The following is a 23,620-nucleotide window of genomic DNA, read 5'->3' as shown; positions in this document are numbered from 1 at the left end:
AAGTAAGACTGTTAAGGTGGCAAGACTGGCAGAAAAAAATGAATGATTGACATGAATGAGTGAAATCGGTATAATGAGATTGCACGTTAGGTGCAATCTTTTTTTTGAAGAAATGCACACGTGTGCAATCGACTGCATTCCTCAATAGGGTGAGTGGTAGTCCTGAGGAATGTCAGGATTTCAAAGGTTTATGGTAGTATGAAGGGAGTTGATTGATGATGAATCGTGCAGCAACCGCCGGCTCTTACACACCACTGAAATTGTTCCTCTTTCTGTCATTTTTCATTATGGGTGTTTCAGGAAGTCAATTGGCAGCACTATTACCCGAGATACGGCATGCATTTCAAATTAGCTTTCAGCAGGCTGGCAGCGCTATGGCGGGTCTTTCTGCCGGACTGCTGATTTCCATGTTTGCCGGAATCTTTATCATGGACCGGCTGAATCGGAAGAAAACGTTGATACTGGGAGGGATCCTGTGGGCAACAGGATTTGCCATGATGATATTTGCCACGGAATTTCACTGGTTTCTGGCGGGTTTAACTGTCACCGGCAGCGGCTTCGGTCTCTATCAGACGGGAGCCAGTGTGACCATGGCCACCCTTGCCACCCGTGGAAAAGGGAAAGAAGTGGGTTATCTAAATTTATTTTTTGGCCTGGGAGCTGTGGTGGCACCACTGCTGGCCACATGGACAGTAAGACTGGGAAACTGGCGGTTGGCCTATGGTGTCTGCCTGGTGATGGTGATCATAATGCAGGGACTATTACTGCGAATCCATTTTCCTGAAACGGTCACTGGCGGCAGTAAACATTCAAAAGGGTTCAGTGGCCTGCTGCTGCTTATTGGGCTGCTGGCATTTGCATATCCCCTGACCGAGCAGACGGTGGGTTCATGGATTAGTGAATACTGGTTTCAGGCAGGCAACCAGCAGTGGGTTCCCTACAGCTTAATTCCCGCCGTTTTTTGGATGACGTTCACCATCGGGCGGGGTTTTTCCGGACGATTAGCCGACAAAATGGGTTACGAACGCTACCTGACAGGCGTTCTGACGGGCTATGTGCTGGTGACGGCTGTATGGGTTCTTTTTCCTTCGCCGGTGATGACACTGTTCATGCTGCCGCTGATGGGACTGCTGTTGGCAGGCGTTTTTCCAGTGATTGTGGTGCTGATTTCAGATGCCTTTCCCCAATCAGTGGGAAGCGCCACATCTGTGGTCTTTACATTTCTGGCTCTGGGAAGCGTACTGGCTCCCCGAATCACCGGCAATACCATCGAACAGACAGGCGTCACCGGGTTACCGGTGATTTTGCTGGCAGGAGCGGTGGTCAGCTGGCTGCTTTCGACAGTGATCCTATTGTGGAGACGCCAGCAGACAAAGGGGCAGGTCAGCTCGATGACTGGGAAAGATGTGAGACTGGCAGTGAATGGTGTTCATCTATCCGAACAGTTACAACAGGTGCCGTTACCTGTCATTTGTACTGAATCCAGTGGTGAAGAGGCGGCTTGCGGAGGTGAAAGGGCATGAAGGTCACCATTAAGGACATTGCCAAAAGAGCTGGAGTCAGTCATCCAACGGTGTCCAGATGCCTGAATAACAGTCCCCTGGTATCGGAAGAAACCCGAAAACGCGTCCGGCAGATCGCTGCAGAAATGCACTATGTGCCCAATCAAAATGCCCGGGGACTCTGCAGCAACCGAACAGACACCATTGGTGTTATCGTGCCCTTTTGCCAGGTGAGTGAAACCAGTCTTTTTTTGGACGAACTCCTGCAACAAATCAGGGTCATGCTGGGAAAAAATCAAATGGACTGCATTGTTGCCTATGACGGCAGCCGCCAGGAACAAGAGAACCATGCCCTGCGGTTGGTACGTCAGGGCAAAGTGGACGGGCTGCTCATTGCCTCTTCAACCATGAGTCGTGAAACCGTGACAGCGCTGGAAGAGGAAGGCGTTCCCTCCATTTTTTATCATCTGGTACCTGCCTGGGCGGAAGAAGAAACATCCACTCTTTGGGTGCATCATGACAATTATAGGGGTGGATTTCTGGCGGGTGAATATCTGGCGTCTTTGGGACACCGGCGGCTGGCCTGTGTCACCGTGGCACACTATGCCGGCGAAAAAGAATTTACGGATCGTCTGGCAGGCTTTCAGGCAGGGCTGCAAATTCACGGGAGCAGCGTGGCGAAATCCCATGTACTGACACTGAAAGAACTGACCTGGGAGGCCGGCAAACAACTGGCGGGCAAAGTGGCAGGCTTGTTAAAAGAAACCAGCGGCGTGTTTTTTCATGCGGATCAAGCCGCCCTGGGATTCATCAAAGGCCTTCAGGAGCAGGGGCTGGTGATTCCCCGGGATTACAGTGTCATGGGTTATGATGATATCCGTGAAGGATTCATGACATCGCCAGAACTCACTACCATTCATCAGCCGCGTGAAGCCATTTCCACATTGGCGGCCTCCATGCTCATGGAAAGGCTGAAGGGTGGAAAGCTGCAGGCATCACAGCAGACACTGAATCCCACACTGGTGGTGCGGAAAAGTTGCTGTACTCATGGATAATTGATTGAAACTTCATCTATATTGAAGCTTCATCTGCAAAGGCGTCAAATCGAAAAGCAGCTCTTTGACAGAATTTCTTCAAAGTGCTACAATGAAGCAGACAAATGCATAGCGTTACAGCAGGGGTGCCTGAAAAGGCTGAGAAATGAACTTCTTCATTACCCTTGAACCTGATGTGGATCATCCCACCGTAGGAAGCTGTCGATTCGATCACTCCGAAAATTCTCCCCATAGCCCTGATGCAGGTGCTTGGCGGATGGTTCTGTGGAACAGGTGCTCGATGAACTTCTGAACTTCCTCTTTGATGGGGAAGTTTTTTGCGTTGCTGGCGGTGGTGCCTAGGGGTTAAGTGAACGCTGCAATCTAAAAACAGGAGGAATGTCCAAAATGAAATTAAATGGTATTTTATCCGAAACCCGACGCAAGACACCGCTGGTGCAGGTGATCACCAACTATGTGACCATTAATGACTGCGCCAACGTGCTGCTGGCCTGTGGCGCTTCTCCAGCCATGTGTGAAGTGGAGCAGGAAGCCTACGCATTCAGCAAGCTGTCGGCAGCCGTCTACTGTAATATTGGTACCCTGACACCGGAGCAACGGCTGGCCATCAAAGAGGCGCTGCGGGGAGCGGCAGAAAAAGAGATTCCCGTGATACTTGATCCGGTGGGTTGTGGAGCGATTCCAAGCCGCATTGATTACATTGAAGAATTAAGGAGCCAATATCCAATCCATGTGGTGAAAGGAAATTTGGGAGAGATCAAATCACTGGCAGGGATCAAAACAGAAGTGCGGGGTGTTGATTCTGTTGATGATGGGAAAGACGCCGTTGAAGCTTGCGTATCCCTTGCCAGAGACTGGCAGTGTGTGGTAGCGGCGACGGGAGAGCAGGATGTGGTGACCGATGGTACCCGGGTGGCAGTGATTCAAAACGGCACTCAGATGCTCACTAAAATCACCGGAGCCGGGTGTATGGCCGGGGCTGTTATTGCCGGTTTCTGTGGAGCAGCAGCGTCGTCTTTTGAAGGAACCGTGGCGGGATTGCTGGCGATTTCATTGGCAGGAGAACAGGCCGCGGCCAGTGCAGATGGTGACTTGCCGGGCACCTTCAAAGTGAAGCTGATTGATGAAATTCATCGGCTGACAGAAGAAATCATGACAGCATCCGGTAAAGTGAAGTGGATCACACCTTCACAAACTGATTCAATACAATGATGAATGACATCGATGGTGCATCACATCGTTGTCGACAGGCAGTCACAACGTGTAGGAGGAACAGCAGATGATATTTTCAGAATGGTTGATCGTAAGCTTGTTGGTGCTGGTGGTACTTGTGTTTACCATGGTGGGCGTGGTGCACAGCCGGGGACAAAAGCCGTCACCAGACGATTTTTTAACGGCCAGAGGAACAGCTGATACGGGCATGCTGCTCTCCACTTTTCTGGCTTCATTTTTAGGCGTCTTTATCCTGTTTACACCGCCTGAGGCTGGTGCCATCGGAGGGTTTAGCAGTATTATCGGTTATTCTCTGGGATTGGCAGGTCTTTATCTGATTCTTATGTGGCTGGGTCCCCGCATAAGGGCCTATTTGCCGGAGGGAAGCACCCTCAGTGATTTTGCGCAACAGCGGTATGGTCCCTGGATGCAGGGATTAACAACAGGTTTGTCCGTTTTTTACATGCTGGTACATCTTGTGGCAGAACTCACAGCCATTGCGCTGGTGATTCAGGAAGCGGCCGGTATTCCCCTGATGACCACAGCACTGGTAGTGGGAGCGGGAACAATGATTTACACTGCCTATGGCGGGTTGCGGGCTTCCATGTTCACTGACATGATCCAGATGGGACTCATGGGGTTATTGCTTATTATCGTGGGAACTGGTGTGGTGAACTCTCTGGGAGGTATTGGGGCCATGGCTCAGGCAAGTGCGCTGGGTGCGCCTCAGCTATTTCGCCTCAACAACGCCGGTGGGATTGAATTTGGGCTCACCTTATGCATAGCCGTAATGGTGGCCAACTTATTTCATCAGGGGTATTGGCAGCGTATGTACGCCGCCCGAAACACGCGGGCCATCCGTCGCTCACTGATCATTTGCATTGGCATCGCAGTACCCGTGATGCTGATGACAGGTTATCTGGGGATGGTGGCTGTGGGTATGGGTTTTGCTGACAATCCGTCTGCCGCCATGTTTTCTCTGGTGTACGCACTTTTTCCGCCGGGGCTGATGCTGGTGGTGTTAATGCTGGCAGTGGTACTGGTGATGAGTACGGTGGATACGCTGCTGAATGCCTTGGCGGCCACATTGGCATTGAGTAGTCAGCATGTGTCGAAAACATGGGAAACAGCATCTCTCATTAAAATGGCCCGCTGGGCTGCCTTTTTCATTATACTGCCGGTGGCGGTGATCGCCTCCAGAGGCTACAGCGTGCTTTTCCTTTTCCTGCTGGCGGACATGCTGTGTGCCGGGGTTGCCTTTCCCCTGTTTTATGGGCTGTACAACGAAAAAATGACAGACATGACAGCCCTTGTGGCCTCTGTGGCAGGCATTGCCACAGGAATCCCCTTTTTCATGGCGAACCAGCTGTTGCTGAGTTTTATCATGCCCATGGTAACATCGGTGATCGTTGTGTTTCTGGGGTTAAGTCTTGGGAGGAGAAAAGGTGAAGGATCCTATCACGAGGGAGGCGACATTCAATGAAAATTGATTATCGGTTGTACCTGGTCACCGATCGAACACTTACGGGAGAAACCCATTTTTATGAAAAGGTTCAACAGGCGCTGAAAGGAGGGGTAACACTGCTGCAGGTGCGGGAAAAGGAGGTGGGGTCCAGGGAATTTTATGACATCACCTGTACCCTGAAAAAAATCGCAGCCCCCTTTGGGGTACCAGTGATTGTGAATGACCGGCTGGATATAGCACTGGCAGCAGATGCCGACGGGTTACACATAGGTGAAGGGGATTTACCGGTGGAAGTGGCCCGGAAATGGCTGGGAAACAGGAAGCTGTTGGGATATTCTGCGGGAAGCCCGTCATCGGCCGCATATGGTGAGCGCATGGGAGCAGACTACATCGGCGCCGGTGCCGTTTTTCCCACAGACAGCAAAAAAGACGCGGGGACAGCCATTGGACTGAAGACACTGGAAGAAGTGGTGAAGAGCGTGGGTATTCCCGTCGTGGGCATTGGCGGCATTTCAGCAGCCAACCTGTCACAGGTGAAAGCAACAGGTGTGGCAGGTGTTTCGTTGATTTCGGCTGTCTTGGGACATGCTGAACCTGAGAAAGCCGCGAAGGAGCTGACGCTTCAATGGACAACTTAACCTGCGCTCATACAAGTGATGATGTCTATGATATCTTTCTTGACTTTGATGGCACCATTACGACAGCAGACGTGTGTCATGCCATGGTGAAAGCGCTGGCTGGTGAAGGCTGGCAAGCCATCAATCAACGCTGGGAGAATCGGGAGATTTCAACAACAGAGTGTGCACGGCAGACATTCCGCACATTTCGAAGTAACGATCCGGAGGCCATTTTGAAGATTGCAGAAAGTGTCCCTCTGGAAAAAGGATTCGGTGAATTTGTCAAAGTTATGAAGGCAGCAGGCCATCGATTATACATTCTCAGTGACGGCTATGAGCTGTACATTCATCATCTGTTGAAAAAAGCAGGCATTTCACTCCCTGTGTATGCCAATCGAATTGTTTTCAACCCAGAGATTGACATTGAGACACCCCACCATGAACCGGATTGTGGTCACTGTGGGGTGTGCAAATGCCAGTTGATTCGTCGGTTTTCCGTAGAAGGTCGAAAAACCATCTATATTGGCGACGGTGTTTCTGACTATTGTCCGGTGAGAAAAGTGGATATTGTTTTTGCACGAAAGCAACTGCTGGATTTCTGCCGCCGGGAAGGCATTTCTGCCAGAGCCTATGACGATTTTTATCAGGTGATGCATCTGATGGAAGCGCTGGGGAAGGCCGGTGATTAAGGCAAACAAGTGTGATTCACCAGTTTAAGCCGGATCAATCACGTCGTTTGAAGGAGATGATGAGATGAAAAACCTGTTAACCATCGCCGGCTCAGATTCCAGTGGCGGTGCCGGCGTTCAGGCCGACCTGAAAACTTTCGGAGCTCTGCAAACCTACGGAATGAGTGTGATTACAGCTGTTACCGCCCAAAACACCCAGGGTGTTACAGGGGTGGAGAATATCAGTCCTGAAATGGTGAAGGCGCAAATGGATGCAGTGTATGCCGATATACAGGTGCACGGGACAAAAATAGGCATGGTCTCCAGTGCAGCCATTGTTGAGGCCATTGAGGAAATGCTGATTAAGTGGCGCCCAGTCAACGTGGTGCTGGACCCGGTCATGGTGTCCAAAAGCAATCATCGATTGCTTCAACCCCAGGCAGAGAAGGCCCTGTTTGAAAAACTGCTGCCTCTGGCAGCGTTGGTCACACCCAATCTCCCCGAGGCAGAGGTTATGATCGGGAGCAGCATACAAACCCTTGAAGAAATGGAAGCGGCGGCTCAGCGGATTTTCAGGCTGGGTCCGAAGGCGGTTCTGGTGAAAGGCGGTCATTACACCGGGGAGGCAGTGGATATTTTGTACGACGGCAATGAAATGAGACGCATCACCTGTGACAGAATACCAGGGAAAAATACCCATGGCACCGGCTGCACCCTTTCTTCTGCCATTACCGTTTATCTGTCTCGGGGAGATTCTCTGGAGCAGGCGGTGAGAAAGGCCAAGGCGTATGTGTCCGAAGGTATTCGCCAGGGATTATCCATTGGTGGGGGAGTAGGGCCGCTCCATCATTATCACCCTTTTTATCTTCCCTTCTAAAGAAAAAATGAAAAGGTCATTGCGGATTTTACGCAATGACCTTTTTTTCAACAGTGCTGCAGTTATCTGCCAGCGTAAGTGACGGTTACCTCCTGGGTCAGGTCATTCCACTGAACATTGCAGCCCAGGCTTCTTGATACAAAGGCAAGGGGAATCATGGTTCTGCCCGGCGGTAAAATAAGGGGCTTTACCTGACTGTTGTTGGCATCGATTTGAGTGGAAACACCGTTGACTTTTGCGATATTGTTGCCGATCCACAGTTCCACCACTGTATTGTCCAGCATGACTGTTACCTTTTCCGTCATGGCATCCCACTGCACGGTGGCACCAACAGCTTCTGCCACATAACGAATGGGCAGCAGTGTGCGTGATTCATAAATAACAGGGACAGCGTCCATCTGTCGCAGCTGTCCGTTTACCTGGTACTGGCTACTGCCGATGGCAAGGCGGGTGACAACTTCTGTGATGGGTGGAACGATTGTTTCCAACTTGGTTCTGGCAACCACTTCGTTGGAAACTGGAGATTCACCGCTGTTGTTGTAGGCCTTGATCCGGTAGGTGTAGCTCTGTCCGCCGGTCAGGTTTCGATCGATATAAACAGTTGTGTTTGCCGACAAAGTGGCTACTTTGGTAAAGCTTCCTGTGCTGGTTTTACGTTCCAGGATGAACCCATCTTCGTTGCTGGACCGGTCACGCCAAGCAAGAGAGATCTGGTAGGTTTCCTCGCTGGTCACGGTCAACTGGTCCGGAGCTTCCGGCACCAAACCGGTTACGGCGCTTATTTCGTTTGAAAACGCTGAATTACCGGTTTCATTATAGGCTCTGACACGATAGGTATATTCAGTGCGATTTTGAAGCCCTGTGTTGGTATAGGTGGTGGTATTGGATTTAACTGTGGCAACTTCGCTATAGCTGCCATTTCCAATTTTTCGTTCGATTTTGAAGCCGGTTTCATTGTCTGAGTTATCTTTCCACTCAATTTTAATACTGTTAGCAGCGACAAGGGTGACTGATAGAGCTGTCGGTTTTTCGGGCGTTAGTCCGGTGGTCACCTTCAACTCGTTTGAGTACTCAGAACGGCCATCATCATTGTATGCCTGGACTCGATAGGTGTAAGTGGTGTTATTGCTCAGTCGAGTATCGGTGTAGCTGGTGGTGTTGGATTTTACTGTGGCAACTTCGCTATAGCTGCCACTACCCGTTTTTCGTTCAATGATGAAGCCTTTTTCGTTGTCGGATTTGTCTTTCCAGGCGAGGGTTACCCGGTCGGTGCTGACTTCGCTTGCTTCAAGGTTTTCTGGCTTGGTCAGTGCCACACCGGTTTTTCCCGACACTTCGTTTGAATAATTGGAATTACCGGCATCATTATACGCTCTTACCCGGTAGGTATAGGTGGTGTTATTGCTTAAACCGGTATTGGTGTAACTGGTAGCATTGGCCGAAACAGTGGCGATTTCAGAAAAATTGCCTGAGCCAGTCTTCCTCTCAATGCGAAAGCCTTTTTCATTGCTGGAGTTATCTTTCCAGGTGATGGTCAGGCGATCAGTGCTGGTGGAAGTAATTTTCAACTCGTCCGGCTTGGCCGGCACTGAAGCGATGGTAACAGCGGCTTCGTTGGAATAATCAGAGTTTCCAACGGCATTGTAAGCCCGTACCCGATAGGTATAGGTGGTGTTGTTGCTGAGCCCGGTATTGGTATAATTGGTGATATTGGCTGAAACAGTGGCAATTTCTGAATAGTTGCCGCTGCCGGTTTTGCGTTCAATTTTATAACCGGTTTCATTGGTGGCATTATCTTTCCACACCAGCTTTACCTGGTTATCACCCACCTGAGAGGCCTCCAGATTCGTGGGCTTTGCAGGCGCCACAGCAAGGGGAGCGACAGTGGCTTCGTTGGAATAATCGGAATTGCCGGCAGCATTGTAAGCCCGTACCCGATAGGTGTAAGCGGTATTATTGCTGAGCCCGGTATTCGTAAAAGTGACCACATTTGCAGCTACAGTGGCAATTTCTGAAAAACTGCCGTTACCGGTTTTTCGTTCAATCTTGAACCCAGTTTCGTTGGTGGCATTATCCTTCCAGGTTAAAGTCACCTGATTATTACTCATCGGTGAAACAGACAGATTGGTGGGCTTGGCGGGTATGACAGATAAAGTGGCTGCGGTTGCTTCGTTGGAATAATCGGAGTTGCCGGCAGCGTTATAAGACCTTACCCGGTAGCTGTAAGTGGTACTGCCGTTAAGACCGGTGTTGGTAAAAGTGACAGCGTTGGCACCAACGGTGGCTATTTCGGCATAGGTGCCGTTGCCGGTTTTTCGCTCAATTTTAAACCCGGTTTCATTACCGGAATTATCTTTCCATGTCAGCGTCATTTGATTTGCTGTTACCTGACTAATGGTGAGATTCGTTGGCTTTGAAGGCACCACAACCAATGCTGGCGTTGCAATGGTCACTTGGTTGGAATAAGGAGAAAGACCTCCGCTGTTATAGGCCCTCACCCGGTAGTAGTAGGTGGTGTTTGCCGTTAATCCGGTACTTTCAAAAGTGGTTGTGCTGGGGTTGGTGATGGTTTGCACTTGCTGCCAGGAACCTCCTACCGGCATTTGCTCAACATAAAAACCATCAACAGTACCTGCGCCCGCAGTCCAGGTGAGGCGTATTCTGGCAGCATCCAAAGCGACGGCTGTTAAACTGGCAGGCGCTGCTGGTATGCTGACGGGAGCGGGTGGTGTCAGGGCACTTACAGAACTGGAAAAACCTGAGTAAATCCTGGTGGTGATGGGAGTTTCGCCGTCCATCTCCTCCACATCTTTGAAGCTGCGCACTTTGTAGGTATAGCTGGTATTTGGCGTTAAGCCAATGTGTTCAAAGCTGCTGGCGGTCATTTCTCCGATAGACTGTTCACCCTGGTACAGTTCATAACCTTGGGCATCACCAACGGGTGTCCAGGTGACATTAATTGTGGAATGAGATGTGGCCGTAGCCGTCAGGCCTATGGGGATGCCCGGTGGATCGTTGGCCCACACTGTTACCCCCGGGCCTCCACCCCAAATGAACCCCACCAACATAAACATTGATAATACCATTGACAATCGCCTTTTCATGGTTACTCCCTCTTTCTTTACAAAATAAATAAAAAATATATCGTTCCATTCATGGAGACGCATTTCAGAAGATTTTGTTGCTGGTTTTTAATGGCGCAGAAAAAATTTTTTCTACATGATCCGGCTGATCTGAATCACATCATCGAAAAGCCTATGCCAGAGCGGCAGAAGAAATGTAAATGATGCCTTCAGGTTTGGCTATTTTATCAATACTGGTCTTTGAGTCGATTTTTTGAGAGGGCAACTCTGTCAATATATCAACGAGTGGGATAAAATAAATATACAGAGACGCTTACGGACTGATGTAGATCATATTGCCAATAAGAGACTCGATGCATGGTCTCTTGACGGGGACAGACGGTTTTAATGAAGAAACGGAAATTGAATGGAAGCTATTTGAAATGATCCAGGAGATAATGGTTTGAATGGGTGAATGTGTGGAAAAGGAGGATCTGAAAATGATTGAAATACCTGAGGCAATTGTACTGGCCCAACAGATCAATGAAACGGTGAAAGGAAAAAGAATTCGTCATGTAGTAGCAGCCCAGTCTCCCCATAAACTTACATGGTATCATGGCGAACCGGAAAAATATCATGAACTGCTGGCAGGCAAGAAGGTGGATCAAGCCATCGCCGTCGGAAGCTTTGTTGAAATAAGAGGAGAGGATACGGTGATTCTGTTGAGTGAAGGCATTCATCTCCGATTTCACGGGAAAGAAGAGATGCGACCTCAAAAGCATCAGCTTCTCATCGAATTTGAGGATGCCACAGCCATCAGCGCATCCGTCCAAATGTATGGCGGGCTACTGTGTTTTAGGGAAGGTGAGCTTGAAAATAAGTACTACCAGCAGGCACAGGAAAAACTATCACCCATGACAGATGCCTTCACCAAAGCCTATTTTGACGGTCTTATTTCCGCGCCCGAAGCGAAAAAACGAAGCGCCAAAGCCCTGCTGGCTACAGAGCAAAAAATTCCGGGATTAGGCAACGGCGTTTTGCAGGACATACTCTTTCATGCAGGCATACATCCCAAAAGGAAAGGCAGTACATTTACTGAAAAGGAAATAGAGAGGTTGTATGAGGCTGTGATAAGCACCCTGACAGAAATGACTGCCAAGGGTGGTAGAGACACAGAAAAAGATTTATTTGGCAATTCAGGAGGTTATAAGACCAGAATGAGCAAAAATACAGCCAACAAGCCCTGTCTGGTTTGTGGTACCAAAATTAAGAAGGAAGCCTATTTGGGTGGCAGTATTTATTACTGTGAGGAATGTCAGAAATAGAGCCGGCTGTGCGTACTTGAAAAAGAAGCATGAAGACACCGTGACACAAGAATAGCAGCAATGATTTCAAAAAAAGCAATCCATAAGAAACATGCAAGAAGATGAGATGATAAAATTAAATAAAACAAGAAAGGGGTTTTGATAATGGCATTGAGTGTATACCTTAATTTTGATGGCAATTGCAGGGAAGTCGTTGAGTTTTATGCAGACGTTTTTAACACCCAGATGCAAGACGTGATGACATTTGGCCAAATGCCGCCAGAGGAGGGGATCACCATCCCTGAAGAGGCAAAAAACCTGGTACTGCATACACAACTGAACATTAACGGTACCTTGGTTATGTTTTCAGACTGCCTGCCGGGAATGGGAGCACCCTTAAAGATGGGCAACAACGTGAGTCTGACAGTTGTCAGTGAAGACATCACGGAAATCCAGCGGCTTTATGACCGGTTAAAAGAAGGCGGCAGTGTCGAAATGGAACTGCAGGAAACCTTCTGGTCAAAAGCCTACGCGTCCATCACTGACCGTTTTGGCATTCCCTGGCAGTTGGACCTGGATTCTGGAGAAACTGGCCAGTAGTGAGCATCCAATAACATGCTCCAGAAAAATGAAGATGGTTACCGGGAGAATGGTGGAGGTGAAGAGATGGAAGGAATTAACAAGATCATGACTCACTTATGGTTTGACAAAGAAGCCGTTGAAGTGGGAGAATTCTACCTGAAGGTTTTTGAAAACAGCAGACTACTGAGTCAAACCAAAATCCCGGAAACACCCTCCGGTGATGTTGACTCCGTGACTCTGGCCATTGAAGACCATAACCTGATGATGATTTCAGCAGGGCCTTTCTTTAAAGTGAACCCATCGGTGTCTTTCATGGTATCCTGCACCAGCAAAGCGGAAGTCAATCGGTATTGGGAAGCCTTTATTGAAGGCGGACAGGTGATGATGCCTCTGGACACCTACCCCTTCAGCCAGCTTTATGGATGGGTGGAGGACAAATTTGGTGTTTCCTGGCAATTGATGTATGTGGGAGACGCACCTGTCAATGCTAAAATCAGACCTTCTCTGATGTTTGTGGGTGAAAACTGTGGTCGGGCTGAAGAAGCGATAAAGTATTACACACAAATGTTTCGAAGGGCTGAGGTCAAGGCCGTGTCAAGGTACGGAGACGGTTTCCCTCCCAACAAGCCTGAGATGCTGAATTTTGCAGAATTTCTACTGGAAGGCCAGTCTTTTTCCATTATGGACAGTGCCTATGATCATGAATTTAATTTCAGTGAAGGCATTTCATTTATTGTCAATTGCGACACCCAGGAAGAAATTGATTACTATTGGGAAGTCCTGTCGGCAGACCCCTCGGCAGAGCAATGCGGCTGGCTGAAGGATCAGTTTGGTGTTTCCTGGCAAATTGTTCCCACGGCTATGAATGACATGATGGCAACATCCGACCCGGAAACGCTGCAGCGTGTGACGAAAGCTTTTTTACAAATGAAAAAGTTTGACCTTGCGGAGCTGGAGAAAGCCTATTGGGGAGAGTAAAGAAAAATATCTGAACCAATAAATAAACATCAAGCTGAACATCATCAAGGGGGTGTTCAGCTTATTTTCTTCATCATCACCTGAAGCACAAAATAACCCCAAACACATCAAGAGACCTTTAGAAACTTGAGAAAAATACATCAATGGACTTGACAATGAAAAAGAAACCGGGTATGATGGTACAAATTTCATACTTCACACCATAAATTCGGTGAAGGGAAAAAGTAAACAGCAACTGGACGCCACAGCGAATCGGGAAAGGTGAAAGCCCGGTGCAGAACAGCCTGTTGAATGGTTCCCGGAGAAGCGCCGCAAAATCAACGGAAAGTAGCGGTCGCCGTCAGCCCCACGTTATCAGGGCAGGGTATCGAAGCCAAGGCTTCCGTACCTGCAAGAGTGAGATGGCTGAAGCTGTCTAACATAGGTGGCAACACGGAATCAATGCATTTCGTCCTATCCGGGATGAAGTGCGTTTTTTATTTCCCGGAAAAGCCACAGGTGAGACCTTCGGCATCTAAAATGGGTGGCACCGCGGTGGTTGTCAAACACATCGTCCCTGCAACAAGGGGATGGTGTGTTTTTTGCGTGGCAGCAACAGTGAGCTGTCATGACGGAATGGATCAACAGACAAAGCAGGAGGTGCAACAAATGATCACATGGGAAACCTTTCAGCAAATGGCAGCGCAACAAAAACGCATTTGTCTGAAAAAAGAAGTTGGGGGAGATATGGAAACGCCCATTAGCCTGTATCAGAAACTGAAACAGCCGGGAGGATCTTTTCTTCTGGAAAGTGTGGCCGATGGTGTGCAACGGGGGCGGTATTCCTACATGGGAAGCTGTCCAACCGCCCGGCTGAGCAGTCGGGGACTGGAATGGCAGTTAAAGACGGTGCCGAACGCGGATGTAATGAGGAAGAGCGGCGCTGAGGGTCAACAGGGACAGGGTCGGGTACTGGAAAAACTGCAACAACTTCTTCAACCCACCCGCCTCTGCAGTGAGACCTCAGAGGAAGGACCGGATTTCACCGGAGGAGCCGTGGGGTTCATGGCCTATGACACCATACGCCAGTATGAACGGCTGCCGGATGAAACAGAGGATGACCTGGGATTGCCGGAAGCCTGCTTCCTGCTGGTGGATGAACTGGCCGCCTATGACCATGCCCGGCAGATCATTATACTCATGGTGAATGTGCTGATTCCGGAAAAACCGGTGCAACTGCCGCGTCTGAAAGTGATTTATGAAGCTGGTCTGGCGCGGATGGAGCAAATGGAAGAACGGGTGAGGCAGCCGCTGATCATCAAAACCGGGGTATCAGAGGGTTCAGAGAGCCGATGGGGAGAAAAAAACGCGGTTGGGACGCCTCAACTAACCAGCACCGAAACAATGGAGAGCTTCAGTCAAAAGGTAAAAGTTGCCAAGGAGTACATTCGTCAGGGAGATATCTTTCAGGTGGTGCTGTCTCAGCGATATACCATTCAACCGGCGCCAGACCCGCTGGATACCTACCGGGCCCTGCGCAGCCAAAACCCTTCACCCTACCTGTTTTTCCTCGACTACGGTGATTTTCAGCTCACCGGTGCATCGCCGGAAATGCTGGTGCAAACCCGACAGCGCCGGGTGGAAACATGCCCCATTGCCGGGACCCGGCCCCGGGGGAAAACACCGGAGGAAGACGACGCGTATGCGGCAGAAATGCTGGCAGATGATAAAGAACGGGCAGAGCATTTGATGCTGGTGGACCTGGCCCGCAATGATGTGGGGAGGGTGGCCGCCTTTGGCAGCGTAACAGTGGCTCCTTACATGGTGGTCAAAAAGTTTTCCCATGTGATGCATCTGGTCAGTCAGGTGCAGGGAGAACTGGCACCGGGTAACAGTGCATTTGACGCCCTGATCTCCTGTTTACCCGCCGGCACTCTTTCAGGAGCACCCAAAATCCGGGCCATGGAAATCATCGATCAACTGGAGACCAAACGCAGAGGACCCTATGGGGGCGCTGTGGGGTATGTGGGCTATAACGGCAGTATGGATACCTGCATCACCATTCGCAGCGTGGTGTTTCATGAGGGGAAAGCCCATGTGCAGGCGGGGGCAGGGATTGTGGAAGATTCTATTCCTGCATCGGAATATGAGGAGAGCCGGCGAAAAGCCGCCAGCCTGTTGGAAATACTGTGCCCCCAAGGAGGACGAGCCTATGATGATTCTCATTGATAATTACGATTCCTTTACCTATAACCTGTATCAGTACTTGGGTGAAATTTCGCCGGAAATCAGGGTGATTCGAAATAATGAGGTGAAGGTGGAAGAGCTGGAAGCCATGAATCCCTCCCATTTCATCATTTCTCCCGGCCCGGGGTTTCCCGGAGAAGCGGGCATTTCCATTGAGGCTATCCGGCGACTGGGCCCCAAAATTCCCACTCTGGGGATTTGCCTGGGCCATCAGGCCATCTGTGAAGCTTTCGGAGGAAAAATTGTCCTTGCCAGGCAACGGGTGCACGGAAAAACTTCTCAAATTGTTCATCAGCAGACCGGGCTGCTGGCAGGGCTGCCCAGTCCTTTCATTGCCGCCAGGTACCATTCTCTGGTGGCAGATCCGGAAAAAATGCCCCCGGAGTTGCAGGTAACGGCTGAAACAGAGACTGGAGAAATCATGGCAGTGCAGCACCGGCGGTTTCCCATCACCGGGCTTCAGTTCCACCCCGAATCCATCGCCTCAGAACATGGGAAAGCCATTTTGAGGCAATTCATTAACCAGCCGGAGCACATGAGCCGGCAGGAAGGAGCATCACATGAATCAACTTAAAAATCACACTGCACACCTGTTGAACCACCAGCCTTTGCCAGAGACCGCCATGACGGAAGCCATGGAGATCATCATGACCGGAGAGGCAGATCCGGTGTCAACAGCTGCTTTTTTAACCGCACTGCGCATGAAAGGGGAAACGGTGGCAGAACTGACCGCCGCTGCCCGGGTGCTGCGAGCCAGAGCCTTGCCTCTGCCGGTCAGCTTTTCTGATGCCTTGGATACCTGCGGTACCGGTGGTGACGGAGGGACTACCTTCAATGTGTCCACGGCTGCCGCCCTGGTGGCTGCTGCCGGGGGCGTGAAGGTGATGAAGCATGGCAACCGCGCTGTATCCAGTCGATGTGGCAGTGCTGATGTGCTGGAGGCCCTGGGCATTGCCATTCACCACCAGCCTGAAGCTGCCCGCCAGGCGCTGGAGACAGTGGGGATGACCTTTCTCTTTGCCCCGGACTATCATCAGAGTATGAAGCAGGTGGCAGGCGTACGGAAAACCCTGGGGTTCCGCACCATTTTCAATTTGCTGGGACCCCTGGCAAATCCCGGAAAGCCTGCCTATCAGGTGCTGGGGGTCTATGACCGGCGACTGGTGACTCCCATGGCTCAGGTATTACAGCAATTGGGGATTCAACGGGGGCTGGTGGTTCATGGCAGTGATGGGATGGATGAGCTGACGCTGACAGGCACCAGCTACCTATGTGAAGTCACACCGGAAACCCTGACAGCAGGCAGCCTTGAACCGGAAGCGGTGGGGCTGAAACGGTGTGATGCTGAAGTGCTGATCGGGGGAGATGCAGCCTTCAATGCCCGGGTGATCGAAGGGGCTTTTTCAAACCAGCGGCCGGAAGCGGCAGATCTCATTGCCCTCAATGCCGGAGCCGCCCTCTATGTGGCAGGCAAAGCCGCCACCTTGGCAACCGGTGTGCTTCAGGCAAAAAAACTGATTCAAAATGGGAGTGCTGCTGCCAAACTGGCGGCTTTAAGGAGTTATGAGGCAGCACCGGGAGGGTTCCGGGAGGCGGCGTCATGTTAGATCAAATTCTGGCACATACGCGTCGTCGGGTGACAGCAGCAGAAGCAGCCAAACCGCTTCATCAGCTGATGAAAGCGCTGGAAGATCAGACGCCGGCATTCTCTCCCCGAAGTCTTTCCCGGGCTTTTGATCAACAAGCCGCCATGGCGGTGATTGCAGAAATCAAACGGGCTTCTCCCTCCAAAGGCCCTTTAAACATGACACTAGACCCGGAAAAGCAGGCAGATTGGTATGAACAAGCGGGGGCAGCGGTGATTTCAGTACTCACAGAACCTGAGTACTTCAAGGGGAGTGACGAAGATCTGGTGCAGGTACGCCGCCGGGTGAAATGTCCCGTACTGCGCAAAGATTTTCTGATAACGCCATACCAGCTTTATGAAAGCCGCCTGCTCCAGGCAGATGTGGTGCTGCTCATTGCCGCCGCACTGCCCGGGGATCAACTGGCTGCCATGCACCGTCAGGCAGAGGCTTTGGGACTTCAGTGTCTGATGGAAGTCCACAACAGGGAAGAAGTGGAACGGGTACTGGCACTGCCGTTGCAGCGGGAACGGGACTTCATCGGCATCAACAATCGGAACCTGAAAACCTTCCAGATAAGCCTGGAAACCACCCGTCAGCTGAGGCCCCTTATTCCGGGTGAGTTTATCTGTATCAGTGAAAGCGGCATTTCAACCCCTGATACCGTGGCAGAACTCAATGAGATGAATATTCAGGGAATATTAGTGGGAGAGGCCCTGGTGACGGCGGCAGATCCCGGGAATGCCCTGAAGCTGCTGGTGGAAACGGGATGATGAAAACTGGCGGAAAAATAACTGTTGTGCAGGAAGCTGGCAGTAAGAAACGGTGTAGGAAGTCATCAATGAATAATCGTGTGAAAACCATGGAAGGAGAAAAAGCAAATGGGGACAGCCGTTAAAATCTGCGGACTAATGAACGAAAAAGTGCTGCCGGTGATAAGGGAAATGAAACCGGAATATGCGGGTTTTGTTTTTGCCCCCAGCCGGCGAAGGGTGAGTGTGGCAACGGCCAGAGAGCTGATTGCTCAATTGCCTTCAGAAACGGTGCCGGTGGGGGTGTTCATGAACGAAACGGTGGCAGCCATGGATGCTGCCGGCCGCCAGGCCGGCCTGAAAATCCTGCAGCTCCATGGCAGTGAATCTGCCGAGACCTGCGCCCGACTCCGCAGGGAAGGATGGCTGGTCTGGAAGGCCTTTCCAATAACTTCACTGGATGATCTGAAAAACCTGCACCGGTACGAAGTGGATGGTTACCTGGTGGATGCAGCAGGAATCGGGGGGGCCGGAGGCACTGGCAAAAGCTTTCCCTGGCAATGGCTTGTCGGTGTACCGCTGCCAAAACCGCTGATTTTGGCAGGCGGCCTTCGGCCGGATAACGTGAGACAGGCCCTGGAGGAAGTGGCACCCACGGTGGTGGATGTCAGCAGCGGTGTTGAGATTCGGGGTGAAAAATCACCCCGGCAGATAGGTATCTTTATCAGGAAAGTGAGGAATACCCATGATGAATGAAAAATCACCCCAAGAATTGTTTGATGGTTATTTTGGCGAATTTGGCGGCAGATATGTCCCTGAAACGCTGATGAATGCACTGCATGAACTGGAAGCAGGATTGGCGGAAGCGCTGACTGACCCGGATTTCATGGCAGAATACCAAACGCTGCTACGCCAGTATGCCGGGCGGGAAACCCCGCTGTACGAGGCCGATAACTTAACACGGCACCTGAAAGGTGCCCGGATCTTTCTGAAACGGGAAGACCTGAACCATACCGGTTCCCATAAAATCAACAATGTCATAGGACAGGCCCTGCTGGCCCGGCGCATGGGCAAAAAAAACATCATCGCAGAAACCGGTGCAGGACAGCATGGAGTGGCCACCGCCACCATTTGCGCCAAAATGGGTCTCAACTGCGAAGTGTTCATGGGCACCGAAGATATTCGCCGCCAGGCCGTGAACGTGGAAAAAATGAAACTGCTGGGTGCAAAGGTTACCGGCGTGGATGCCGGCACCGGAACCCTGAAAGATGCCACCAGTGAGGCCATCCGCACCTGGGTGGCCCGGGTGGAGGATACCTGCTATATTATCGGTTCGGTGGTGGGGCCACACCCCTACCCATACATGGTGCGGGAATTTCAGAAAGTCATTGGAGAAGAAACCCGGGAGCAGATTCTTCGACAGGCAGGCCGCCTGCCGGAGATGGTGGTGGCTTGTGTGGGTGGCGGCAGCAATGCCATGGGAATCTTTCATGCCTTTGTGCCGGATGAAAAAGTGGCACTGGTGGGGGTGGAAGCAGCAGGATTGGGGCTGCACACCCCCCATCACGCGGCGGCCATCAATGGAGGCAGTGTGGGGGTGATTCATGGCATGCTCACCTATTTGATGCAGGATGAATGTGGCGGCATCGCACCAGTTCATTCCATCTCCGCCGGTTTGGATTATCCCGGTATCGGACCGGAACACGCTCATTTGGCAGGCAGCGGGCGGGTTCGCTACGAGTCTGTCACCGATGAGGAAGCACTGGCTGCCTTTTGCCTGATGTCAGAAAAAGAAGGGATTATTCCCGCTCTTGAAAGCGCCCACGCCATTGCTTATGCTCTGCGCCAGGCACCTGGAATGCCGCGGGAGGCCATCATGATTATCAATCTTTCCGGGCGGGGAGACAAAGACATGCATACTGTGATGACGGCGACGACAGCCGTCCAGAAAGGGGGCTGCATCCATGAACAACCGCATCGCACACCGCTTTACATCCCTTAAAGAGGCCGGCAGAAAAGCCCTGATTCCCTTTGTCACCGCGGGTGACCCCAGTGCCAGTGTCACGCTGGAAATGATCACGGGCCTGGAGGCTGCCGGTGCTGATACTATCGAACTGGGAATGCCCTACTCAGACCCCCTGGCCGACGGCCCCGTCTTGCAGCGGGCAGCTCAGCGGGCGCTGGAAGCGGGCATGACGCCCAATGCTTATTTTCAGCTGATAAAAGAAGCACGGCGTCGAACGGAACTCCCGCTGGTGGGGCTGGTTTATGTGAACACCCTGTTTCAATACGGGTGGGAAGCCTTCGGGCAACAGGCGGCAAATGCCGGACTGGACGGTCTCATCATCCCGGATCTTCCCCGGGAATCCCGTTATTACCATGGAAAGCCGCTGACACCGCTGCCGGTGACTGAAATCCGGCTGGTGGCCCCCACTTCAAAGCATCGCATTCAGCAGATCGCAGGCGAAGCCCAGGGCTTTCTCTACTGCATTGCCTCATTGGGAGTCACCGGTGCCCGTCAGGATTTGTCTGAGAATCTGATTCCGTTCATGGAAGAAGTAAGCCGCCACAGTGCCTGCCCCACCGCGCTGGGATTTGGCATTTCTTCGCCGGAAATGATTCAACAGATCCGCCGCCTGGCAGACGGCTTCATTGTGGGCAGTGCCCTGGTGGCAGCCCTGGAAAAGGGTTTTCTTGAAGATGAAGGCATTCGGCCTGCCCTCAATTTTGTTCGGGAGCTGCGCAGAGCGCTGGACAAGACATAGAAATTCGAAAAAAAATCGAACAATGTTTCAGGCAACTTATAATGATTTTAAAACTGTGCATCACAGCAATCGGGTGAGGCACCGTTTTTTTGTGTGAAAAGAGACACAAAAAACCGTCATTGTGCATGGACAATGACGCGAGGTGCAATTATAATGATTATTGTTATCAACTGCGCAGGATAACCACAAACTGATCTTGAAAACCATCAAAGAGAGAATACTTGATTGAATCATAGAAAGGGTGCTTATAGGTGAAATTTTTAAAGCGTAAAACGATGGTTATCCTGGTGGGCCTGCTGGTCATGGCCCTGTTGGCCGGATGCACCGGTGCCTCCGGTAATACCGCCGAAAGTCAGCAAGGGACAGGAAACAATGAAGTGACAGGTGGAGAAGAACTGCAAGAGCTGGTTTATGTCAATTTTCGAGACATTCGTGATTTGAATCCTCATCTATACAGTGGTGAGCTTTTTGCTCAGAACTTGATTTTTGAGGGACTGGTGATGATCACCGAAGAAGGCATCCAGCCCTGGCTGGCAAAAGACTGGCACATTTCGGAAGACGGTCGAACATATACCTTTGACATTCGGGAAGAAGTGACATTCTCAGACGGACACCCCTTTGATGCGCATGTGGCTTATGCAAATTTTCAAGCGATTTACGATAATATTGAACGCCATGGATGGCTGGAAAGCATTCGATTGATGGAGAACTTTGAAGCGGTTGATGACATGACGTTTCGAATCACGCTGTCAGAGCCCTATTATCCACTGCTCACTGAGCTGGCAGTCACACGCCCCTTCAGATTTATTTCTCCCAACTGCTTCATCGACGGTACCACCAAAGATGGGGTTGACGGCATGATCGGTACAGGTAAATACGTGTTGGCAGAAAATCATATCGATGAGTACGCTGTCTTTGAAATCAATGACACTTATTGGGGTGAAAAACCTGAAATTCAGCGGATTGTTGCCCGGGTTATTCCAGACAACCAAATTCGGGCGCTGGCACTGGAAACAGGTGAAATTGATATTATTTACGGTACCAACATGGTGGATGCTGAAACCTATCTGCGTTTCGAAGAAATGCCCGGGTTCAGTGGTGTCCTTTCAGATCCGCTGGCCACAAGAATGATGATTATGAATTCCACTGATGCGATCTTATCCGACCGATTGGTTCGACAGGCCATTAATGCGGCAGTGAATCGGGAAGAAATCTCGGAAGCCATTTTCCATGGGCTGGAAGCACCAGCTGCACGACTACTGGCACCCACCGTACCTTATTGTGATGTTAGTCTGGAAGATTATACTTATTCGCTGGACAAAGCTAATGAACTCCTTGAAAATGCAGGGTGGTCCATGAATACTGCCACCGGAATACGGGAAAAAGACGGAAAACCCATGGAAGTTCAGCTGCATTATAACATTGACAGCGTCACAGAAAAAACCATCTCAGAATACATGCAGGGTGAACTGAAGAAAATTGGAATTCAACTGTCCATCACCGGTGAAGAAGAACAATCTTACCGGGACCGCATGAAAGCCGGAGACTTCAGCATTACCTTCAATATTTCCTGGGGAACTCCCTATGACCCCCATTCATTTCTGGGAGGGATGCGCATGCCCGCTGTTTATGGCGATTATGCGGCACAACAGGGACTGGAAAAAGTGCAGGAACTGCACGACAATATCTTCAAGGCTTTTATAGCCACCGACGAAGGTGATCGGCAGCAATTATACAATGAAATCCTCACCTACCTTCACGAAGAAGCGATTTATGTACCACTGACATATGAAAGAAACCGGGCCATCTTCCGTAATGGTGTTGAAAATGTTACGTTCAACCCATCACAGTTCGAAGTACCCCTTGAGCAGATGCGTCTCCGATAACGACGCTGTCAGGAAAGCAAAGCGGAAGGTTCTGTTCCATGGGGAAGAACCTTCCCTTTGCTATGAATGGCATCCATGAGAAATGACGTTAGAGAGGAGAATCTGTCTTGAAACAATATATTGCCAGGAGAATCTTGCTGGCCATCCCCATGCTATTGGTTGTCACGTTTATTTCCTTTGGACTGATTCATTTAATTCCATCAGACCCGGTGGAAGTGGCTTTGCGGGTCAATGAAATTATCCCCACCGATGAAGCCATCGCCATCATGCGAGAGGAGCTGGGGCTTGATCAGCCTTTCTTCACCAGATATGCCTCGTGGCTGAAACAGATCGCTCGTTTTGATTTTGGGCAATCCTATATCAACAAAAATCGGTCTGTTTCCGGCGAAATTCTCAGAAGTCTGCCGGCCACTTTAAAACTGGCGGGAATGAGCTTTATGATTGTTGTGGGTGTCAGTATTCCACTGGGGATCATATGCGCTGTGTATAAAGACCGGCTGATAGACAGAGCCATGCGGATCTTCATTTTTGTGGCCACTGCGGTACCCAATTACTGGATGGGAATTTTACTGATCTGGCTGTTTGCCGTTAAGTTGAAAATACTGCCGACAGGTGGAAATCAGCAGTCAGGGGCCATTATTTTACCGGCTGTCACCCTGAGTCTTACTTATATTGCCACCTATATGCGGCTGATCCGTAACAGCATGCTGGAAAACCTGACAGAGAATTACGTGTATTATGCCAGAACCCGGGGGCTGAAAGAAAAAAGCATCATCGGCCGGCATGTGCTTAAAAATTCGCTGCATGAATCCATTGCTGCACTGGGAATGAGTGTGGCGCAACTGATTTCAGGGACAGTGGTGGTAGAGAATATATTTTCATGGCCTGGTATCGGCCGCTTATGCATTTCTGCCATTTTTAACCGGGATTATCCTGTGATACAGGCATACATACTAATGATGGGGGTGCTGTTTATCCTGTGTAATTTATTGGCAGATATCACACAGGCCATGCTGGATCCCAGACTGCAAGAGGTGAAATAAA

Annotated in this window: 20 protein-coding genes, 1 riboswitch and 1 other annotated feature; of the genes, 19 read left to right on the top strand and 1 reads right to left on the bottom strand. The window is 50.5% G+C overall.

Going from position 1 to position 23,620, the window contains the following annotated elements:
* The first annotated feature begins 215 nt into the window (after positions 1 to 215).
* The 7 genes from QOL74_RS12115 to thiD all read left to right on the top strand — a co-directional run bounded on the left by QOL74_RS12115 (position 216) and on the right by thiD (position 7,396).
* A complete protein-coding gene (locus tag QOL74_RS12115; protein WP_283409750.1) occupies positions 216 to 1,523 on the top strand; it encodes an MFS transporter in 1,308 nt (435 codons plus the stop codon).
* Positions 1,520 to 2,557: a LacI family DNA-binding transcriptional regulator gene (locus QOL74_RS12110; protein ID WP_283409749.1), complete on the top strand. Its 1,038-nt coding sequence runs from the start codon at positions 1,520 to 1,522 to the stop codon at positions 2,555 to 2,557. The genes QOL74_RS12115 and QOL74_RS12110 overlap by 4 nt, the downstream gene beginning before the upstream one ends.
* Before the next feature lie 111 nt (positions 2,558 to 2,668).
* A riboswitch (TPP riboswitch) is annotated at positions 2,669 to 2,771 on the top strand.
* A 164-nt stretch (positions 2,772 to 2,935) separates the two neighbouring features.
* The gene (gene thiM, locus QOL74_RS12105) at positions 2,936 to 3,769 is read left to right on the top strand and encodes a hydroxyethylthiazole kinase (protein WP_430383871.1); all 834 of its coding nucleotides are present in this window, start codon (positions 2,936 to 2,938) and stop codon (positions 3,767 to 3,769) included.
* A gap of 67 nt (positions 3,770 to 3,836) precedes the next feature.
* Positions 3,837 to 5,252 carry a sodium:solute symporter family transporter gene (locus QOL74_RS12100; protein WP_283409747.1) on the top strand — a complete coding sequence of 472 codons (1,416 nt, stop codon included), beginning with the start codon at positions 3,837 to 3,839 and terminating at the stop codon, positions 5,250 to 5,252.
* Entirely contained in the window at positions 5,249 to 5,872 is a 624-nt protein-coding gene (gene thiE, locus QOL74_RS12095; RefSeq protein ID WP_283409746.1) for a thiamine phosphate synthase, read from the top strand. Before QOL74_RS12100 ends, thiE begins: the two co-directional genes overlap by 4 nt.
* Positions 5,860 to 6,540, top strand: a complete 681-nt coding sequence (locus QOL74_RS12090) for an MtnX-like HAD-IB family phosphatase (RefSeq protein ID WP_283409745.1) — start codon at positions 5,860 to 5,862, stop codon at positions 6,538 to 6,540. Before thiE ends, QOL74_RS12090 begins: the two co-directional genes overlap by 13 nt.
* 64 nt (positions 6,541 to 6,604) lie before the next feature.
* On the top strand, positions 6,605 to 7,396 hold the full coding sequence (thiD, locus tag QOL74_RS12085) for a bifunctional hydroxymethylpyrimidine kinase/phosphomethylpyrimidine kinase (protein ID WP_283409744.1): 792 nt from the start codon (positions 6,605 to 6,607) through the stop codon (positions 7,394 to 7,396).
* Positions 7,397 to 7,458: 62 nt separating this feature from the next.
* Here thiD and QOL74_RS12080 read toward each other — a convergent pair whose 3' ends face one another.
* Positions 7,459 to 10,500, bottom strand: coding sequence for a fibronectin type III domain-containing protein (locus tag QOL74_RS12080; RefSeq protein WP_283409743.1), 3,042 nt, complete (start codon positions 10,498 to 10,500; stop codon positions 7,459 to 7,461).
* A gap of 458 nt (positions 10,501 to 10,958) precedes the next feature.
* On the opposite strand from QOL74_RS12080, the gene QOL74_RS12075 reads away from it, so the two are divergent.
* The 12 genes from QOL74_RS12075 to opp1B all read left to right on the top strand — a co-directional run bounded on the left by QOL74_RS12075 (position 10,959) and on the right by opp1B (position 23,619).
* Positions 10,959 to 11,783 carry a DNA-formamidopyrimidine glycosylase family protein gene (locus QOL74_RS12075; protein WP_283409742.1) on the top strand — a complete coding sequence of 275 codons (825 nt, stop codon included), beginning with the start codon at positions 10,959 to 10,961 and terminating at the stop codon, positions 11,781 to 11,783.
* A 144-nt stretch (positions 11,784 to 11,927) separates the two neighbouring features.
* A complete protein-coding gene (locus QOL74_RS12070; protein ID WP_283409741.1) occupies positions 11,928 to 12,362 on the top strand; it encodes a VOC family protein in 435 nt (144 codons plus the stop codon).
* A gap of 66 nt (positions 12,363 to 12,428) precedes the next feature.
* Entirely contained in the window at positions 12,429 to 13,322 is an 894-nt protein-coding gene (locus tag QOL74_RS12065; protein WP_346771748.1) for a VOC family protein, read from the top strand.
* 202 nt (positions 13,323 to 13,524) lie between these two features.
* Positions 13,525 to 13,781 (top strand) — a binding site (T-box leader).
* A gap of 189 nt (positions 13,782 to 13,970) precedes the next feature.
* Complete coding sequence (trpE, locus tag QOL74_RS12060) at positions 13,971 to 15,530, top strand: anthranilate synthase component I (RefSeq protein WP_283409740.1); 1,560 nt, start codon at positions 13,971 to 13,973, stop codon at positions 15,528 to 15,530.
* Positions 15,514 to 16,122: an anthranilate synthase component II gene (locus QOL74_RS12055; protein ID WP_283409739.1), complete on the top strand. Its 609-nt coding sequence runs from the start codon at positions 15,514 to 15,516 to the stop codon at positions 16,120 to 16,122. The genes trpE and QOL74_RS12055 overlap by 17 nt, the downstream gene beginning before the upstream one ends.
* Positions 16,109 to 17,155, top strand: a complete 1,047-nt coding sequence (trpD, locus tag QOL74_RS12050; protein ID WP_283409738.1) for an anthranilate phosphoribosyltransferase — start codon at positions 16,109 to 16,111, stop codon at positions 17,153 to 17,155. Before QOL74_RS12055 ends, trpD begins: the two co-directional genes overlap by 14 nt.
* The gene (trpC, locus tag QOL74_RS12045) at positions 17,149 to 17,946 is read left to right on the top strand and encodes an indole-3-glycerol phosphate synthase TrpC (RefSeq protein WP_283409737.1); all 798 of its coding nucleotides are present in this window, start codon (positions 17,149 to 17,151) and stop codon (positions 17,944 to 17,946) included. Before trpD ends, trpC begins: the two co-directional genes overlap by 7 nt.
* 108 nt (positions 17,947 to 18,054) lie before the next feature.
* Positions 18,055 to 18,681 (top strand): phosphoribosylanthranilate isomerase, encoded by a 627-nt coding sequence (locus QOL74_RS12040; RefSeq protein WP_283409736.1) that lies wholly within the window; start codon positions 18,055 to 18,057, stop codon positions 18,679 to 18,681.
* A complete protein-coding gene (trpB, locus tag QOL74_RS12035; protein WP_283409792.1) occupies positions 18,674 to 19,927 on the top strand; it encodes a tryptophan synthase subunit beta in 1,254 nt (417 codons plus the stop codon). The genes QOL74_RS12040 and trpB overlap by 8 nt, the downstream gene beginning before the upstream one ends.
* Entirely contained in the window at positions 19,890 to 20,690 is an 801-nt protein-coding gene (gene trpA / locus QOL74_RS12030) for a tryptophan synthase subunit alpha (RefSeq protein ID WP_283409735.1), read from the top strand. The genes trpB and trpA overlap by 38 nt, the downstream gene beginning before the upstream one ends.
* Before the next feature lie 251 nt (positions 20,691 to 20,941).
* Positions 20,942 to 22,576, top strand: coding sequence for a nickel ABC transporter substrate-binding protein (nikA, locus tag QOL74_RS12025; RefSeq protein WP_283409734.1), 1,635 nt, complete (start codon positions 20,942 to 20,944; stop codon positions 22,574 to 22,576).
* 107 nt (positions 22,577 to 22,683) lie between these two features.
* Entirely contained in the window at positions 22,684 to 23,619 is a 936-nt protein-coding gene (gene opp1B / locus QOL74_RS12020; protein ID WP_283409733.1) for a nickel/cobalt ABC transporter permease, read from the top strand.
* The last annotated feature ends 1 nt before the right edge of the window (position 23,620 follow it).

The sequence above is a fragment of the Anoxynatronum buryatiense genome, assembly GCF_900182905.1.
GTDB classification, from domain to species: Bacteria; Bacillota; Clostridia; order Peptostreptococcales; family Tindalliaceae; genus Anoxynatronum; species Anoxynatronum buryatiense.
The sequence above is the reverse complement of the archived record's forward strand: the minus strand, read 5'-3'. Positions and strand labels throughout refer to the sequence as shown.

Excerpts from the sequence above, each read along its gene's own strand:
- QOL74_RS12115 (WP_283409750.1), top strand. The coding sequence starts at position 216 with ATGATGAATCGTGCAGCAACCGCCGGCTCTTACACACCACTGAAATTG.
- QOL74_RS12110 (WP_283409749.1), top strand. The coding sequence starts at position 1,520 with ATGAAGGTCACCATTAAGGACATTGCCAAAAGAGCTGGAGTCAGTCAT.
- thiM (WP_430383871.1), top strand. The coding sequence starts at position 2,936 with ATGTCCAAAATGAAATTAAATGGTATTTTATCCGAAACCCGACGCAAG.
- QOL74_RS12100 (WP_283409747.1), top strand. The coding sequence starts at position 3,837 with ATGATATTTTCAGAATGGTTGATCGTAAGCTTGTTGGTGCTGGTGGTA.
- thiE (WP_283409746.1), top strand. The coding sequence starts at position 5,249 with ATGAAAATTGATTATCGGTTGTACCTGGTCACCGATCGAACACTTACG.
- QOL74_RS12090 (WP_283409745.1), top strand. The coding sequence starts at position 5,860 with ATGGACAACTTAACCTGCGCTCATACAAGTGATGATGTCTATGATATC.
- thiD (WP_283409744.1), top strand. The coding sequence starts at position 6,605 with ATGAAAAACCTGTTAACCATCGCCGGCTCAGATTCCAGTGGCGGTGCC.
- QOL74_RS12080 (WP_283409743.1), bottom strand. The coding sequence starts at position 10,500 with ATGAAAAGGCGATTGTCAATGGTATTATCAATGTTTATGTTGGTGGGG.
- QOL74_RS12075 (WP_283409742.1), top strand. The coding sequence starts at position 10,959 with ATGATTGAAATACCTGAGGCAATTGTACTGGCCCAACAGATCAATGAA.
- QOL74_RS12070 (WP_283409741.1), top strand. The coding sequence starts at position 11,928 with ATGGCATTGAGTGTATACCTTAATTTTGATGGCAATTGCAGGGAAGTC.
- QOL74_RS12065 (WP_346771748.1), top strand. The coding sequence starts at position 12,429 with ATGGAAGGAATTAACAAGATCATGACTCACTTATGGTTTGACAAAGAA.
- trpE (WP_283409740.1), top strand. The coding sequence starts at position 13,971 with ATGATCACATGGGAAACCTTTCAGCAAATGGCAGCGCAACAAAAACGC.
- QOL74_RS12055 (WP_283409739.1), top strand. The coding sequence starts at position 15,514 with ATGATGATTCTCATTGATAATTACGATTCCTTTACCTATAACCTGTAT.
- trpD (WP_283409738.1), top strand. The coding sequence starts at position 16,109 with ATGAATCAACTTAAAAATCACACTGCACACCTGTTGAACCACCAGCCT.
- trpC (WP_283409737.1), top strand. The coding sequence starts at position 17,149 with ATGTTAGATCAAATTCTGGCACATACGCGTCGTCGGGTGACAGCAGCA.
- QOL74_RS12040 (WP_283409736.1), top strand. The coding sequence starts at position 18,055 with ATGGGGACAGCCGTTAAAATCTGCGGACTAATGAACGAAAAAGTGCTG.
- trpB (WP_283409792.1), top strand. The coding sequence starts at position 18,674 with ATGAATGAAAAATCACCCCAAGAATTGTTTGATGGTTATTTTGGCGAA.
- trpA (WP_283409735.1), top strand. The coding sequence starts at position 19,890 with ATGAACAACCGCATCGCACACCGCTTTACATCCCTTAAAGAGGCCGGC.